11 protein-coding genes and 2 tRNA genes are annotated in these 16,169 nt (G+C 65.2%); 2 read left to right on the forward strand and 11 right to left on the reverse strand.

All coding sequences use genetic code 11. The features are described 5' to 3' along the window. Positions 1-5 precede the first annotated feature (5 nt). From J6525_RS24975 to J6525_RS25005, 7 genes are all read right to left on the reverse strand, one after another. The gene (locus tag J6525_RS24975; protein WP_225646694.1) at positions 6-2,873 is read right to left on the reverse strand and encodes a valine--tRNA ligase; all 2,868 of its coding nucleotides are present in this window, start codon (positions 2,871-2,873) and stop codon (positions 6-8) included. Positions 2,874-3,045: 172 nt separating this feature from the next. Next, complete coding sequence (locus J6525_RS24980) at positions 3,046-3,780, reverse strand: PopZ family protein (RefSeq protein WP_225646695.1); 735 nt, start codon at positions 3,778-3,780, stop codon at positions 3,046-3,048. A 334-nt stretch (positions 3,781-4,114) separates the two neighbouring features. Further along, positions 4,115-5,518: a TolC family outer membrane protein gene (locus tag J6525_RS24985; RefSeq protein WP_028331944.1), complete on the reverse strand. Its 1,404-nt coding sequence runs from the start codon at positions 5,516-5,518 to the stop codon at positions 4,115-4,117. A gap of 215 nt (positions 5,519-5,733) precedes the next feature. Next, positions 5,734-6,399: a protein-L-isoaspartate O-methyltransferase family protein gene (locus tag J6525_RS24990; RefSeq protein WP_225646696.1), complete on the reverse strand. Its 666-nt coding sequence runs from the start codon at positions 6,397-6,399 to the stop codon at positions 5,734-5,736. 135 nt (positions 6,400-6,534) lie between these two features. Continuing rightward, a complete protein-coding gene (locus tag J6525_RS24995) occupies positions 6,535-6,714 on the reverse strand; it encodes a hypothetical protein (RefSeq protein ID WP_016842100.1) in 180 nt (59 codons plus the stop codon). 135 nt (positions 6,715-6,849) lie between these two features. Beyond that, positions 6,850-6,924 (reverse strand) — tRNA-Asn (locus tag J6525_RS25000). 272 nt (positions 6,925-7,196) lie between these two features. Then, positions 7,197-7,682: an anthrone oxygenase family protein gene (locus J6525_RS25005; protein WP_092084121.1), complete on the reverse strand. Its 486-nt coding sequence runs from the start codon at positions 7,680-7,682 to the stop codon at positions 7,197-7,199. 94 nt (positions 7,683-7,776) lie between these two features. Between J6525_RS25005 and J6525_RS25010 the strand changes: the two genes are divergently transcribed. Together J6525_RS25010 and J6525_RS25015 are read left to right on the forward strand one after the other, a co-directional pair. Continuing rightward, a complete protein-coding gene (locus J6525_RS25010) occupies positions 7,777-8,421 on the forward strand; it encodes a TetR/AcrR family transcriptional regulator (RefSeq protein ID WP_225646697.1) in 645 nt (214 codons plus the stop codon). A gap of 396 nt (positions 8,422-8,817) precedes the next feature. Then, the gene (locus tag J6525_RS25015; protein WP_016842103.1) at positions 8,818-9,000 is read left to right on the forward strand and encodes a hypothetical protein; all 183 of its coding nucleotides are present in this window, start codon (positions 8,818-8,820) and stop codon (positions 8,998-9,000) included. A gap of 43 nt (positions 9,001-9,043) precedes the next feature. Here J6525_RS25015 and J6525_RS25020 read toward each other — a convergent pair. From J6525_RS25020 to J6525_RS25035, 4 genes are all read right to left on the reverse strand, one after another. Continuing rightward, a tRNA-Cys gene (locus J6525_RS25020) sits at positions 9,044-9,117 on the reverse strand. Positions 9,118-9,172: 55 nt separating this feature from the next. Beyond that, on the reverse strand, positions 9,173-9,898 hold the full coding sequence (locus tag J6525_RS25025) for a tRNA-uridine aminocarboxypropyltransferase (RefSeq protein ID WP_225646698.1): 726 nt from the start codon (positions 9,896-9,898) through the stop codon (positions 9,173-9,175). A gap of 35 nt (positions 9,899-9,933) precedes the next feature. Next, positions 9,934-13,038, reverse strand: coding sequence for an efflux RND transporter permease subunit (locus J6525_RS25030; RefSeq protein ID WP_225646699.1), 3,105 nt, complete (start codon positions 13,036-13,038; stop codon positions 9,934-9,936). Beyond that, a complete protein-coding gene (locus tag J6525_RS25035; RefSeq protein ID WP_225161975.1) occupies positions 13,035-16,163 on the reverse strand; it encodes an efflux RND transporter permease subunit in 3,129 nt (1,042 codons plus the stop codon). The genes J6525_RS25030 and J6525_RS25035 overlap by 4 nt, the downstream gene beginning before the upstream one ends. Positions 16,164-16,169 lie beyond the last annotated feature (6 nt).

Raw genomic sequence — 16,169 nt, forward strand, 5'->3', positions numbered from 1 at the left:
ATCAGCTATGACGCCTTCTTCAACCGCTCGATCGCCTCGAGAATCTTGGCGCGGCGCTCCGCTGCTGCCGCGCGCTTTTCCTTCTCTTCCTCGACGAGCTCTTCCGGCGCGTTGGCGACGAACTTCTCGTTGGCGAGCTTGGCATCGACCCGCTTGATGTCGGCGTCGGCCTTGCCGAGCTCCTTCTCCAGCCGCGTGCGTTCAGCCGCGAGATCGATCACGCCCTTCAGCGGCAGCGCGACCGCCTCGCCGCGGACAAGGAGCTGCACCGCGCCTTCCGGCGGGTGATCGGCGAACGAGATATCCGACAATCGCGCGAGCCGCTTGATGGTGTCGTTCCAGCGCTGCGCGCGGTCCCGTGTCTCGTCGGAGGCGCCCGCGATCACCAGCGGCGTCAGTGTCGACGGCGGGATGTTCATTTCCGCCTTCACCGACCGCATCGCAGTGACGAGATCGACCACCCAGCCGATCTCGGCCTCGGCCGCAGGATCGCTGAACTCGTCGGCGTCGAGCGCGGCAATCACCGGCGGAATGATCGGATCGACCACCGGACCGGCGGTCGCGATCGCGGCCAGCTGCTCGCCGGTCACGCCCGACTTGCGCGGCCAGGACGCCAGCACCAACAGGCCGTCGCGCTTTGCGGTCACCGCCCACAGCTCCTCGGTGATGAAGGGCATGAACGGATGCAGCAGCTTGAGGATCTCGTCGCGGGTCCAGGCGACCATGGCGCGGGTCTCGGCCTTGGCCGCGCCCTCATCGCCCATCAGCACGGGTTTCGCGAGCTCAAGATACCAGTCGCAGAACACGTTCCAGACGAAGCGGTAGATCGCGCCCGCGGCATCGTTGAAGCGATGATCCTCGATCGTCTCGGTGACCTCGCGGGTGACGCGCGAGGTTTCGTGCGCGATCCAGCGGTTCAGCGTCTCCTTTGCGCCCTTCGGATCGAAACCGTCCGGCTTGACGCACTCGTTCATCTCGGCGAAGCGGCAGGCGTTCCAGAACTTGGTCGCGAAATTGCGGTTGGTCTCGACCAGATGCGGCGACAGGCGGATGTCATGGCCTTGCGCTGCCTCGCGGGTCAGCGCGAAGCGCAGCGCGTCAGCGCCGTATTCGTCGATCACGCCGAGCGGGTCGATGACGTTGCCCTTCGACTTCGACATCTTGGCGCCCTTCTCGTCGCGGACGAGGCGGTGGATGTAGACGGTCGAGAACGGCGCCTCCTTCATGAAATGGAGGCCCATCATCATCATGCGGGCGACCCAGAAGAAGATGATGTCGAAGCCGGTAACCAGCGTGTTGGTCGGGTAGTAGCGCGCGACCTCCGGCGTGTCGTCCGGCCAGCCCAGCGTCGAGAACGGCCACAGGGCCGACGAGAACCAGGTGTCGAGCACGTCCTCGTCACGCGTGATGAAGCCCTCGCGCTTGGCGGGGTCGACCGCCATGTCGTGGCCCTGCTCCGGCGTGATGACTTCCTGCTCGACGTAATAGCCGAGCGCGTGGCCGACCGCCTCTTCCTCGGTCTCGGCGACGAACACCTTGCCGTCGGGTCCGTACCACGCCGGGATCTGATGGCCCCACCAGAGCTGGCGCGAGATGCACCAGGGCTGGATGTTCTCCATCCACTCGAAATAGGTCTTTTCCCAGTTCTTCGGCACGAACGTGGTTTCGCCGGAGCGCACCGCCGCGATCGCCGGCTGCGCCAGCGTCTTGGCGTCGACATACCACTGGTCGGTCAGATACGGCTCGATCACGACGCCGGAGCGGTCGCCATGCGGCACCATGTGGGTGTTGGGCTCGATCCGCTCGAGGAAGCCGAACTCTTCCAGCCTTGCGACGATCTTCTTGCGCGCCGCGAAGCGCTCGATCTTGTCAAACTCGTCGGCGAACTCGTCGGCGCCCATCGGCAGGCCGCGCAGATAGTCCTCGTTGCCCACCAGGCTGAGGCTGCCTTCCTGGTCGAGCACGCTGATCTGCGGCAGGCCGTGACGCTTGCCGATCTCGAAGTCGTTGAAGTCGTGCGCCGGCGTCACCTTGACCGCGCCCGAGCCCTTCTCCGGATCGGAATAGTCGTCGGCGACGATCGGAATCCTGCGGCCGACCAGCGGCAGGATGACGTGCTGGCCGACCAGATCGGCGTAGCGCTCGTCGTCCGGATGCACCGCGATCGCGGTGTCGCCGAGCATCGTTTCGGGACGCGTCGTCGCGACCACGATGAACGATTTCGGATCCTCGGGGCTGAAGTTGCGGCCCTCGATCGGGTAACGCAGGTACCAGAGATGGCCCCTGACCTCGACCTGCTGCACTTCGAGATCGGAGATCGCGGTGAGCAGCTTCGGGTCCCAGTTGACCAGGCGCTTGTCCTTGTAGATCAGGCCATCGCGATGCAGCTCGACGAACACCTTGACGACGGCGCGCGACAGGCCCTCGTCCATGGTGAAGCGCTCGCGCGACCAGTCGCAGGAGGCGCCCAGGCGCTTGAGCTGGTTGACGATGGTGCCGCCGCTCTCGGCCTTCCACTGCCAGACCCGCTCGAGGAACTTGGCGCGGCCCATATCGCGCCGGCCCGGCTCCTGCCGTTCCATCAGCTGACGCTCGACCACCATTTGGGTGGCGATGCCGGCGTGATCGGTGCCGGGCTGCCACAGCACGTCGCGGCCGCGCATCCGCTCGAAGCGGCACAGGATGTCCTGCAGCGTGTTGTTGAGCGCGTGGCCCATGTGCAGCGAGCCGGTCACGTTCGGCGGTGGGATCACAATGGTGAAAGGCGCGGCGTCCTTGCGTTCAGGCCGGCCGGCCTTGAACGCACCGCTCTCCTCCCAGATCCGGGCCATCCGGTGCTCGATATCGGCGGGCTGGTAGTTTTTCTCGATCATGACAATGCGCTGTGGACCATGGAAAGCGTTAGAAAGCCGCCGGAGCGCACCAAGTCAACCGGACCGGTACGTCAAATCGACGTTTAGGGCATTTGGGGAGCTGATTGAGGGCCGCCAGGCCCAACGGCGGGAGCCAGCCTCGCGCCGGCTGCGCTGCTAACGCCGCGCGCAGCTAGCGCCCGCGGGATACCCGCTCGATCTCGGCCTTGACGATCCGCTCGACCAGCCCAGGCAGATTGTCGTCCAGCCAGGACTTCAGCATCGGCCGCAGCATCTCCTTGACCAGATCCTCGAGCGTCCGCGCATTGTTGCTCAGCACGGTGTTGGCCAAAGAGTTGAAGGCCGACTCGACGGCCCGCATCGTGGTTCCCGAGATGATCTGCTGCATGGGCGCGGTCTCGATCGCCGGCGGCTCCCGGGCCGGTTCCGGCGCCCGGCTCCGCGCTTCCGTGAACTCGAGGTCGTCCTGCGGCTCGACCTTGCGGAACGACGGCGCGGCGGCCGAGTCCGGCAGCGCCATCTCGTCGGTGAGTTCGAACACGTCGGCTTCGGGCTGGGCCGCGGGCTGCGGCGACGGCCTGATCTCGGCTGCGGGCGTCGCCTCATCGAGGCTGGCGAGCAGCGAGTCGATGTCGTCCTGACTGTTGCTGGCCGCCGGTGCTGGCGCAGGCGGCGGTGATTTCGGCGCGGGCGCGGCGGCCTTCGCAGCTGGTGGCGCTGCGGGCGGCGGGCTCTTCATCGCGGGCTTGGCTGCTGGTGCTGGCTCGACCTTCGGCGCCGGCGCTGCAGCGGCGGCCGCAGGCTTCTCGGCCGCGGCCGGCTTCGCCTCGTCGTCGGCAATGATGCGACGGATCGACGCCAGGATCTCCTCCATCGAGGGCTCTTGGACCTTCGCAGGTTGCGTCATCTCCGACTCCACATCGAAACGATTTTACATCAAGCCTGAGAGGATTCGCCGGTTCCGATGATGCGGGCGGAGATTTTCATTGCTCCCGCCCGACTTGTCCCCAGATCAAGCCCGCCCGAGGCTTTGTGCAAGCTTCGTGTCGCCCAATGCAGCGTGATCACAGGTGGCGTCGCACCTGTCATCACGCTACGCCGGCGCGCCGCGAATCGCCTTGCTGCCCGACAAAACGGTATGTCAGGCCAATTATCGAATGCAAGCAAACGCGCCTATTTGTGATCCTGATTAACTCAGAACCACAAACATGACGCGACAAGCGATGATGATGCGAAGGTGTTTAGCGGCCGTCGGGCGTGCGGACGCCGGCCCAGTTGTCACGAACCTGCTGGTAATGCACGCTCGGATCGTAGACGTTGGTCGAAAGGCCGAGCACTTGCGGCGACAAGCGGCCAACCGCGCTCAGCACGTTATATGACGCGACGACGCGGTCATGCTGCGCGGTGACCAGCGCGTTGCGCGCGTTGACGAGCGCCTGCTGCGCGTTGAGCACGTCGAGCGTGGTGCGCTGACCGGCCTTGGCCTCTTCGCGCACGCCGTTCAGCGCGATCTCCGACGCGGTCACCTGCGCCTGTGCCGACGCCACCTGCGACTTGCCGGCGACCAGCTGGCCCCACGCGGTGACGACGTTGGCGCGCGCCTGATCGCGGGTCTGTTCGAGCACGAGGCGCTGCTGCGCCAGCGATTCCTTGGACTGGCGGATCAGCGAGTACTCCGCACCGCCCTGGTAGAGCGGCACCGACAGCTGGACCGCCGTTCCCGCGCTGAATGCGCGCTGGCTGATCAGGGTCTGCTCGTATTGCTGCTGCACGGACGTTTGCAGGTTGACCGACGGGAACAGCGCACCCTCGCTGACCTTGACCTGCAGGAAGTTGACGTCGACGCCGTACATCGCCGAGGTGACGTTCGGATTCTGGGTCAGGCTGAGATCGACGGCGGAGGCAAGCGTCGTCGGCAGGAAGCGGTCAACCGGCGAGCCCGGCGCGAGATTCTGCGGCTCGTTGCCGATGATGCGGCGGAAATTCGATCGCGTCGTCGTCAGGTTCGATTCGGCGGTGAGCTGCTGGGTTTTACCTGCCGCAAGCTGCGCTTCGGACTGCGCGACGTCGGTGCGCGTCACTTCGCCGACATTGAAGCGGTCCTGGGTCTGCTTCAGCGTCTGTTCCAGCACGCGCGTGTTGCTGCGCTGAACCTCGACGATGGCGGAGTCGCGGAGATAGTCCATGTAGATCGTGGCCGCGCTCAGGATCACGGTTTGCTCGAGCACACGCAGGCCCTCGCGCGCCGCCGAGACCTGGCTTTCCGCCGCGCGCACCCTGGGCGCGGTCTGCGCGTTGAACAGCGATTGGTTGACCGTGAGGCCTGCGCTGCGCGGGGCGTTGGCGCCATGGATTTGGGTGCGGACAAGATTGTTCGCGTCGCCACCCTGTGTCGTCAGCGTATCGGTGTATTGGTACCCCGCGCTTGCCGTCAGTGCGACTTTCGGGCGGTAGCCCGACAGTGCCTGCGGAACGTTCTCGTCAGTTGACCGCACCTGCGCGCGTTGCGCGTTCAGCTGGGGATTGTTTTGGTAGGACCGCACCAGCGCGGCCTCGATTGTATCGGCGAGTGCGGGCACAGGGCCCATCTCCGCCAACAGAAGGACGGCAGTCGCAGCCGCGGTGACAACCTTCACCCCACGCATCCCCGGAAATCCAATCATTGTAGTCGCCGTCTCCCACACGCAAATCAGTCCGGCGGTCGCTTCAGTCGAAGTGAGTCCCGCCTCACCTTAGTCCGCAGCTAGGCCCAACGGAACTACCCCGCAACGGAACACGGTCGAAACTCTTCACATGGGGCAAACGGGCCACACTTCTGATTCGGAACGGGATTTTATCAGCCAATGCGCCGTGATCGCCGTCAGAAGACGAAGGCGGGAACTCGCTCGAATCCGGGTAAAACGGGGGCCGAGGCGTCGAACAACTCGCGATGGCCGAAATCCCCGTGGGAGTGCGTCACCAGGGTGGCGCGCGGCGGCGGCAACAGGCCGAACACTCCGACCAGCCGCCCCCCCTCCTTGAGCTGGCCGAACAGCCCGGTCGGGACGATTTCCGTCGCACCATTGAGGATAATGACGTCAAACGGGGCGCCCGCGGCATCGCCGTCGGCGGCTGCGGCCGTTTTGACGGTGATATTCTGGATCCCGAGTTCGGCGAAAGTCGTGGTCGCCTTTGCGGCAAGCGCCGGATCGCTTTCGGTCGCGCTGACCTCTGCGGCAAAGCGCGCCACGACGGCGGCGGCGTAGCCGGTCGCGCAGCCGACCACCAGGACGCGGTCGGTGGCCTTGATCTCGGCGGCCTGGAGCATCCGGGCGAGCAGCGCCGGCGTGATCAGGCAGCGCCTGGTCGCGCCGCCCTCGGCGACGTCCAGATCAAGGTCGAGATAGGCGAGCGCCTGCTTGCTGGCCGGCACGAAGACCTCGCGCGGCACGGTCAGCATGGCATCGAGAATGCGATCATCGGTCACGTCGCTCGGACGCACCTGACCATCGACCATATACTGGCGCGCGGTCGAAAAACCGGTCATTGGCGGAGACCCTGCAAGTCGCGGCATTGCCGCTGGAGAAGCTAGAACAGGGCCATCTTTTGGAACAAGCTCCGCAAAAACGCAACACGCCGCTGGCGTGCAAAACGCGCTCCCAAAACGCGCTCGTGGCGCCGTCTATTCGATCGTGACGGCGAGTCGGCCGATCAGGCGGGCCACTTCATCGAGATGCTCGGAATCATGCTCCTCGACGGCCCTCGCGAGCCGGCGGACGCACTCATCGTCACTGATGTCGGGGGCATCATTCGGAACGAGCGTCGGTTGCGGCATCGACAGGTCGATCAGGTTAATAGCCATCAAAATCACCTCTCAAGACCCGGCGGGAGCAAGTGTCGACGGCTATTGAGTCGATTTGACGACGTTTTCGGCCTGTCCGCTGCGGACCACGGGCTTGTGATGGCGATTTGGGGGATCGATGGGGCCAGACCAAACTGGCTCCCCGGGCTGGATTCGAACCAGCGACCATTCGATTAACAGTCGAATGCTCTACCGCTGAGCTACCGAGGAATAGGCGAACATCTGTTCGCGAGCGGGCAGCGTATAACAAAGCCTTTCGGCCTTGCAAAGAACCAAATAGCCCCTCCGGCGAAACTTTAGCGCGCACGGTAAGCCTCTGCGATACAAGGGCTTACCTGTCACCCGGCGTGCGACATGCCCAGCCCGCCGGCCCGGCCGCGCTCCTGCGGGCGCCTGGAAACCACCGCCAGCGCGGCGGCCACGCGGCGCCCGCGATTCTGTCAGGGGCGCCACGGCCCAGCTCCTCGCGCAAACGGGGTTGGCTACCGCCCGGCGATGGCAACGATGAACAGCGCGGTCGCGGCCAGCGAGGCGATGGTCCGCACGTGGTTCCAGAAGGTCCAGTCGGTCAGATAGCGCGCCCAAACCGACGCCGCCGACGTGCCCGCCGGGTCAGAGGCCGCAAGCTGATCGTTCAGCGGCACATTGAAGACGACGGTGACGACGAACATGCCGACCACGTAGAGGCCGCCGCCGCAAATCATCGCAACCGCGCCCGGCTCCTGCCATCTGAGCCCGCCGAGCACGACCAGCACGGCGCAGGACAGCGTGGTGCCGAGGAACACCGGCATGAACGGCGAGCGGACGATATCGACATTGATCGCGTTCATCGCCGAGATGCCGGCGGCCTGATCGATGCGGCCGAGCGCGGTCATGACGAAAGCCGAGAACGCGAAATAGAGCCCGGCGAGCAGGCCGCAGCCGAGCGCGGAAAACCACAGCAAGGCCAAGGTCAGGATCTGGCGCATCGTTCCGCCTCCAAATGCGAGATATACTCGTATTTGAAAAATGCGATAAACTCTCGTATTAGAACCGTCAACCCCGATCGCAGGGAAGCGAGAGATGCCGAGACGAAAGGCCGCGCCCGTGGAAGCCGCCCTGCCCGGGCTGGCGCGGCTTGCCCCGACCCAGCAGCGCAGCCGCGAGCGCTTCGAGCGCATCCTCGCCTGCGCGACCGAGATCATGGCGGAAAAGGGCAGCGAGGCTTTCCGCATGAGCGACGTCGTCGCGCGCAGCGGCGTCGCATTCGGCTCGCTCTATCAATATTTCCCGGACAAGGCCGCGATCATCGGCACCCTGGCCGAACGCCATAACGCGGTCGGGCGCGATTGCGTCAGGCGCGATCTTGCCGCGGTGACGACCGCGCGCGACCTGCACCCGGCGCTTTGCCGGATCGTCGACAGCTACTACGAGATGTTCATGCGCGAGCCTGTCATGCGCGACATCTGGCAGGCGACGCAAGCCGACCGCGCCCTGCAGAAGCTCGATGCGGACGACATGGCCGTGCTCTCCGGACTGTTGTCCGACGCGGTGACGCGGATTGCGCCCGACATACTGACTGCCGCCCTCGCCACCTTTTCAGCACTGACCATGACGCTGATCGCAGCCGCCGTGCGTCACGCGATCACGCTGCCACCGCGGAAGGCGCGGCAGGCGCTGACGCAGTTCAAGACCATGCTGCCGCACGACCTCGCCAGTCTGGCATGACGGCTCCGGCACGAGCGTTGGGAATATTCCCTGTACAGAAACGATAGATACGGGCGCATACGGCTTACGCCGTTCGCGTCAGCAGGAGCCGAGGATCGTGCGGCATGCGACTGGTCCCCACCGTGCGATACTTGCCTCCATTGTCACGTCTCCCTAAAATTCCTGCGATATTTGACGGCTATGAATACCGCCGGGAATCCCGGCAAGAGTTTTTAGGAAGTTGTGATTTGTTTCACACGAGGTGCGGCCATGCCGACCTAGGTTCCCGAGGGGATCACCAACGATTCATTAACCAAAGCGGGCGCCATCGTTCTTTTCATAAAATTCGAACGAATCGCTCAATCCGGACCGAAGACAGTTTTGCGACCATGGCGCTCTCGAACCTCGGAGAGCGTGATGAGCGAAGTCGAATTTGATCTGCTGCTGGACGCCGTGCGAACGGCGATCGCGCCCATTGCTCAGGAGGATCTCGTGGCTCAGCCCTCGCCCCGCATTCAGCCGCCACCGCGCGCGGCCAATGACAACCAGGCGCCGTGGCCGCTGATTCCGTTTCCTGAAGGTTGGTACGCCGCGAGCTAATGCGGCTTCTCATTGATTGGCTGCAAGCCATTGATGAGATGAGTGGAGGCCACGACCAGAATTGAACTGGTGTACACGGTTTTGCAGACCGTTGCGTAACCACTCCGCCACGTGGCCCCTTGCGGCGCACTTCATATACGCCCTCTCTGCGATAGGCAACCAAGCCGGACGGCTAACGCCGGCGTCTGCGAAAGTCCCGCTTCTTCGGTTTTGGCGCCAATTCCGGCATTTTGGCCTGCACTTCGCGGAATCTCGCCAGCATCCGCTCGAAACTATTAGTTAACGTTGCGGCAATATCCGGCCGCTTCTCCAGCCCAGCCAGCAGGATCGCCGCCGCCTCGATGGTGGAAAGGCCGTCGCGCCGCGGTTCCCGGCGCAGCTTGCCGTAGAGCGAGGGCCGTTTCGGCCCGAGAATCACCCGCTGGCACTTCAGCATCCAGGCATTGCGCCACCACAGCGCCTTGGCCTGGCTCCAGGTGCCGTCGAGCAGCACGATGCCCTCGATGTCGGCGAGGATCCCGCGCTGATGCGGCTCGAGCTCGCCCTTGCGGTTGATCGCAACGATCTCGGCATCGGTATCGAGGTCTTCGACCTTGGCGGAGCCGAGATAGAGCACCGCCCAGCGTGACGGATCGGGTACCGGCCGGCCGAGCGCCTTGGCCAGGCTCGGCCAGGACAGCCCGATCCGCACCACGGCGTTTTCGAAATGCTGTGCCAACAGTCGCGCGGTGCCGAGCGCCCTGTCCTGCTCCTGCGGATGGATCAGGATCAGGAGCTGGATGCGGCTCTCGATCGGCGTGACGCTGTCGCAGATGCACAGCGGCAACGGCTTGCCGCAATGCGCGCACTCCTCGATCTCGGCGACAATATCGGCTTTTGCTTCGGTCGGTTCGGACATCGCTCCGCTATACGCTTGCAATCGTGCAATTCAAACTATTCCGCGGGTGCATGCACGCCTGACGGCTCGCGGCGCTGGCGCAGCCGGTCGATCAACAGATAGATCACCGGTGTCGTGTAGAGCGTCAGGATCTGCGACACGAACAGGCCGCCGATGATGGTGATGCCGAGCGGCCGGCGCAGCTCGGTGCCCGGGCCGGTCGCGATGACCAGCGGAATGCCGGCGAACAGCGCGGCCATCGTCGTCATCAGGATGGGACGGAAGCGCGCGCGGCAGGCCTCGAAGATCGCGTCCCGCGACGACAGGCCCTGATGCCGCTCGGCCTCGAGCGCGAAGTCGACCATCATGATGCCGTTCTTCTTGACGATGCCGATCAAGAGGATGATGCCGACGAAGGCGATCACGGTCAGCGGCGTGTTGGTCACCTGCAAGGCGAGCAAGGCACCGAGGCCGGCCGACGGCAGTGTCGAGATGATCGTGATCGGATGTGCCAGGCTCTCATAGAGCACGCCGAGCACGATATACATCGCGACCAGCGCGCCGAGGATCAGCAGCGGCTGCCGCCCGCTGGTCTTGTTGAAATCGCCGGCATTGCCGTCGAAGCTGCCACGAATGCCCTCGGGCATGTGCAGCTCGTCGACCGCCTGCTGGATGTTCGTCGTCGCGACCTCCAGCGGCACGTCCGGCAGCAGGTTGAACGACACCGTGGTCGAGGGGAAGCCGCCGGAGTGATAGACCGCGAGCGCCGACAATCCACGCTGGTAGTGCACCAGCGCCGACAGCGGCACCTGCACGTCGTTGGCGCCGGCAACGTAGATGCGCTCGAGGTTCGACGGATCGCTCTGGAATTTCGGATCGATCTCGAGCACCACCACGTACTGGTTGCGCTGGGTGTAGATGTACGAGATCTGCCGCTGCGAGAAGGCGTTGTTGAGCGCGTTGTCGATGTCCTGCACGCGGACACCGAGGCTGGAGGCGGTCTTGCGGTCGATCACGAGGTTGAGCTGCAGGCCGCCGGGATCGCGGTCGGACGAGACGTCCGTGATGCCCTCCACCGTCTCCATGCGCTTGGCCACGATCGGCGCCCATTTCTGCAACAGCTCGAGATCGGTCGAGGCGAGCGTGTACTGGTAGTCGGAATCGCTCTGCCGGCCGCCGGTGCGGATATCCTGGGCGGCGAACATGAACAGGCGAATGCCCGGCACCATGAACAGGTTGCGGCGCAGCCGGTCGATCACCTGTGCGGTCGAAAGCCCGCCCCGCTCCTCCGGCGGCTTCAGGCTGATGTACATGATGCCGCGGTTGGAGGTGGCGCCGCCCGGGCCGCCGCCGGAGCCGACCGACGAGCCGATGCCGGCGACCGCGGGGTCGGCCATCACGATGTCGGCGAGCCGCTGCTGTAGCCCCAGCATCGCCTGAAACGAGATGTCGGGAGAGGCGCGCGTTGCGCCGATCACGAAGCCGCTGTCATCGGTCGGGAAATAGCCCTTTGGTGTCTTGATGTAGAGCGTCACCGTCAGCGCGACAGTGGCGAAGAACACGATCAGGGTCAGGAACGGATAGCCAAGCACGATGCGCAGCGTCGATACGTAGAACGCTACGACCCGGGACAGCGTGCCCTCGATGGCGCGGTCATACCAGGTGGCGCGATCCGAGGTCGCTTCCTTGATGTAGTGCGCGCAGATCATCGGCGTAATGGTCAGCGACACCAGGGTCGACACGATGATGGCAAACGTCAGAGTCAGCGAGAATTCGCGCAGCAGCCGGCCGACGATGCCGTCCATGAAGATCAGCGGCGTGAAGGCCGCGACCAGCGACAGCGAGATCGACAGCACCGTGAAGCCGATCTGCTTGGCGCCTTCGACCGCGGCCGGATATGGCGCCATGCCCTGCTCGAGATTGCGGTACATGTTCTCGATCATCACGATGGCGTCGTCGACCACGAAGCCGACGGAGATCGCCAGCGCCATCAGCGACAGATTGTCGATCGAGAAGCCGGCGAGCCACATCCCGGCGCAGGTGCCGGCCAGCGCCAGCGGCACCGACACGCCGGCGGCGATCGTCGGCACCACCCGGCGTAGGAACACGAACACCACGATCATCACAAGCACGGCGGTCGCCAGCAGCGTGAACTGCATGTCCTCGACACTGGCGCGGATCGTTCCGGTGCGATCGACCAGGGTCGAGATCTCGACGCCCGCCGGAATCCATTTCCTCAGTTCCGGCAGCATCCTGCGAACGCCGTCGACGGTGTCGATGACGTTGGCGTCGCCCTGCTTGGTGATCTGGATCAGCACCGCCGGCTGCTTGTTGAACCAGGCGATCGAGCGCGAGTTGCGCACGGAATCCTCGACCTCGGCGACGTCGGCGAGGCGGACGTAATTGCCGTTCGAGCTTTTGATGACAATGTCGCGGAACTCGGCCGCGGTGCGCATCTGCTTGTTGATCGAGAGCGTCTCGCTCAGCCGGCCGCCATTGAAGATGCCGACCGGTCCCAGCGGGTTGGCATTGATGATCGCGAGCCGGACGTCGTCGGTCGCGATTCCGGCGTTCGCCAGCGACACCGGGTTGAGCGCGATGCGCACCGCCGGCTGGTCGGCGCCGCTGACGGTCACCTCGCCGACTCCCGGCACCTGCGAGATGCGCTGCGCCAGCACCGTGTCGGCGACGTCGTACATCGCGCTGGTCGAGATCGTCTTCGAGGTCAGCGCCAGCACGAATACCGGCGACGCGGCCGGGTTGGCCTTGCGGAACTTGGGCAGCGACGGCAGGTCGCTCGGCAAATCGGCGAGCGAGGCGTTGATCGCGGCCTGCACGTCGCGCGCGGCGCGGTCGATATTGCGGCCGATCGAGAACTGCACCTGGATGCTGGTGATGCCGAGCGAGCTCGTCGAGGTGATCTGGTCGACGCCCGAAATGGTGCCGAGCTTGCGCTCCAGCGGTGCGGCGACGGTCGCGGCCATTACCGAGGGATCGGCCCCTGGCCTGGACGCCGACACCCGAATGGTCGGGAAATCGACATTCGGAACCGACGACACCGGCAGGAATTGGTAGGCGACAATCCCGACCAGGAACAGCCCGATCGCAAGCAATGTGGTGCCCACCGGCCTGCGGATGAAGGGCTCCGAGATCGAGATCACTGCATGCCCTCGGTGGCGCCCGCGATCGGCGGGCCGCTGGGACCCGGCTCCGGCACGGCCCGCTCGATCCGGCGGTTGAGACGGTCGAGCGCCAGATAGATCACCGGCGTGGTGTAGAGCGTCAGCAGCTGGCTCAGCAGCAGGCCGCCGATGATCGAGATACCGAGCGGGAAGCGCAGTTCGGCGCCGGTGCCGCTTTCGATCGCGAGCGGCAGCGCGCCGAACAGCGCCGCCAGCGTCGTCATCATGATCGGGCGGAAGCGCAGCAGGCAGGCCTGCACGATGGCGTCATAGGACGACATGCCCTGGTGACGCTCGGCCTCCAGCGCGAAGTCGATCATCATGATCGCGTTCTTCTTGACGATACCCATCAACAAGATGATGCCGATCAGGCCGATCACCGAGAGATCCTGCCCGCACAGCATCAAAGCGAGGATCGCGCCGACGCCGGCGGAGGGCAGCGTCGAGAGGATGGTGATCGGATGGATATAGCTCTCATAGAGCACGCCGAGCACGATGTAGATCGTGATGATCGCCGCCAGGATCAGCCAGGGCTGGCCGGCGAGCGAGCGCGAAAATTCGGCGGCGTCGCCGGAATAGATCCCGACGATGCTGCCGGGCATTCCGATCCTGCTCTCGATCGCCTTCACGGCCGCGACCGCGTCGCCCAGCGCCTCGCCCGGCGCCAGGTTGAAGCTGAGCGAGACCGACGGGAATTGCGCCTGGTGCGAGATCGCGAGCGGCGCCGTGGTCCGGACCAGCGTCGCCACCGCCGACAGCGGCACCTGCGCGCCGTTGGCGCCGGGCAGATAGAGCTTGTCGAGAATCGACGGGTCGCGCTGATACATCGGCAGCGCTTCGAGCACGACGCGGTACTGGTTGGCCTGGCCGTAGATCGTCGAGATCTGCCGCTGCGCGAAGGCATCGTTCAGCGTGTCGGTGACGCCCTGCAGACTGACGCCGAGCTGGCCGGCGCGCTGGCGGTTGACGTCGAGCGCCGCGCGCAGGCCGCCCTCCTGCGCCTCCGAGGAGACATCGCGGAAGATCGGGTCGCGCCGCATCTCGGCGACGAGCTTTTGCGCCCATTGCGAGACCTCGGCGGCGTCGGTCGCGGTCAGCGTGTACTGGTATTGCGAGCGGCTCGACTGGGTCGAGATCTGCACATCCTGCACCGGCTGGAAGTACACCGTCATGCCGGGCACCGTCGCGATCTTCTCCTTCAGCCGCTCGATCACCTTGACGACGCCCTCGCGCCGCTGGTCGAGCGGCTTCAGCGTCATCACCAGCCGGCCGACATTGGTGGTCGGATTGACCGAGCCCGAACCGATCACCGAGACAACGCCAACCACATCAGGATCGGCCTTGATGATGTTTGAGACCGCGCTCTGCCGCCGCTGCATCTCGGCGAACGAGACGTCGGGCCCGGCCTCGGTCACCGCCGTGATCGATGAAGTGTCCTGCAGCGGCAGAAAACCCTTCGGTGCCAGCACATACATGATCAGCGTCAACGCGATGGTCGCGAACGTCACCAGCAGCGTCGCGCGCTGGCGCCGCAACACCCAGAGCAGCGTCCGATGGTAGAACTCCACCATGCGGTCGATGAAACGGCTGACCGCGGCGAGGCCCGGGACCGCCATCTCCTCATGGATGTTCTTGAGCAGCCGCGAGCACATCATCGGCGTCAATGTCAGCGAGACGATCGCCGAGGTCACGACCGCGATCGTCAAGGTGAGCGCGAATTCGCGGAACATGCGGCCAACCAGGCCGGACATGAACAGCAGCGGGATGAACACCGCGATCAGCGACACCGTCAGCGAGATCACGGTGAAGCCGATCTCGCTGGCCCCCTTCAGCGAGGCCTCCATCACCGTCTCGCCGTCTTCCATGTGGCGGACGATGTTCTCGATCATGACGATGGCGTCGTCGACCACGAATCCGGTTCCGATGGTCAGCGCCATCAGCGACAGATTGTCGAGGCTGAAGCCCGCGAAATACATGATACCGAAGCTCGTGATCAGCGACAGCGGCAGCGCGACGCCGGCGATCAGAGTCGCGCGCAGCGACCGCAGGAACAAGAGCACCACCAGTGTCACCAGCACGACGCTCAGGATCAGCGTGAACTGAACGTCGCGCACCGAGGCGCGGATCGTCACGGTACGGTCGGAGACGATGGTTAGCTTGACGCCGGCCGGGACCGCCCGCTGCAGCCGCGGGATTTCGCCGCGGATCTGCTTGACGACGTCGATGACATTGGCGCCCGGCTGGCGCTGGATGTCGATGATGACGGCCGGCGTGCCCTGGTACCAGCCGCCGGTGCGGTCGTTCTCCAGCCCATCGACGATCTGGGCGACGTCGCCGATCGTGACCGGCGAGCCGTTGCGATAGGCGATGATGATCGGCCGGTAGGCGTCGGCGGCGGCGATCTGGTCGTTGGCGGCGATGGTGTAGGATTGCTGGGCGCCGTCGAGCGAACCCTTCGGCCCCGACACGTTGGCACCGGCGATCGCGTTGCGCAGGTCCTCCATCGCGATGCCATAGGCCGCGAGCCGGGCCAGATCGGCCTGCACGCGCACCGCCGGCTTCAATCCGCCGAGGATCGAGACCCTGCCGACGCCGGAAATCTGGCTCAGCCGTTGGCCCAGGATGGTGTCGGCGAGATCGCTCATCGCCCGCAGCGAGATCGTCTCCGAGGTCAGCGCCAGCGTCATCACCGGCGCGTCCGCCGGGTTCACCTTGGCGTAGACAGGCGGATACGGCAGCGTCTTCGGCAGTATGCCGGCGGCCGCATTGATCGCGGCCTGCACATCCTGCGTGGCGCCATCGATGTCGCGGTTGAGGTCGAACTGCAACGAGATCTGGCTGACGCCAAACGAACTCGTCGAGTTCATCGACGACAGCGACGGGATCTGCCCGAGCTGCCGCTCCAGCGGCGCCGTGATCAGCGAGGCCACCACGTCGGGGCTGGCGCCGGGCAGTTGCGTCGTCACCTGCACGGTCGGGAAGTCGACCTGCGGCAGCGCGGAGACCGGCAGCGCCCAATAGCCGAGCGCACCGCCGATCATCAGGGCGATGCCGAGCAGCGAGGTGGCGATCGGCCGGCGGATGAACGGTTCGGAGACGCTCATGGCTGC

Source organism: Bradyrhizobium australafricanum, assembly GCF_020329495.1.
GTDB lineage: Bacteria > Pseudomonadota > Alphaproteobacteria > Rhizobiales > Xanthobacteraceae > Bradyrhizobium > Bradyrhizobium australafricanum.

Excerpts from the sequence above, each read along its gene's own strand:
- J6525_RS24975 (WP_225646694.1), bottom strand. The coding sequence starts at position 2,873 with ATGATCGAGAAAAACTACCAGCCCGCCGATATCGAGCACCGGATGGCC.
- J6525_RS24980 (WP_225646695.1), bottom strand. The coding sequence starts at position 3,780 with ATGACGCAACCTGCGAAGGTCCAAGAGCCCTCGATGGAGGAGATCCTG.
- J6525_RS24985 (WP_028331944.1), bottom strand. The coding sequence starts at position 5,518 with ATGCGTGGGGTGAAGGTTGTCACCGCGGCTGCGACTGCCGTCCTTCTG.
- J6525_RS24990 (WP_225646696.1), bottom strand. The coding sequence starts at position 6,399 with ATGACCGGTTTTTCGACCGCGCGCCAGTATATGGTCGATGGTCAGGTG.
- J6525_RS24995 (WP_016842100.1), bottom strand. The coding sequence starts at position 6,714 with ATGGCTATTAACCTGATCGACCTGTCGATGCCGCAACCGACGCTCGTT.
- J6525_RS25005 (WP_092084121.1), bottom strand. The coding sequence starts at position 7,682 with ATGCGCCAGATCCTGACCTTGGCCTTGCTGTGGTTTTCCGCGCTCGGC.
- J6525_RS25010 (WP_225646697.1), top strand. The coding sequence starts at position 7,777 with ATGCCGAGACGAAAGGCCGCGCCCGTGGAAGCCGCCCTGCCCGGGCTG.
- J6525_RS25015 (WP_016842103.1), top strand. The coding sequence starts at position 8,818 with ATGAGCGAAGTCGAATTTGATCTGCTGCTGGACGCCGTGCGAACGGCG.
- J6525_RS25025 (WP_225646698.1), bottom strand. The coding sequence starts at position 9,898 with ATGTCCGAACCGACCGAAGCAAAAGCCGATATTGTCGCCGAGATCGAG.
- J6525_RS25035 (WP_225161975.1), bottom strand. The coding sequence starts at position 16,163 with ATGAGCGTCTCCGAACCGTTCATCCGCCGGCCGATCGCCACCTCGCTG.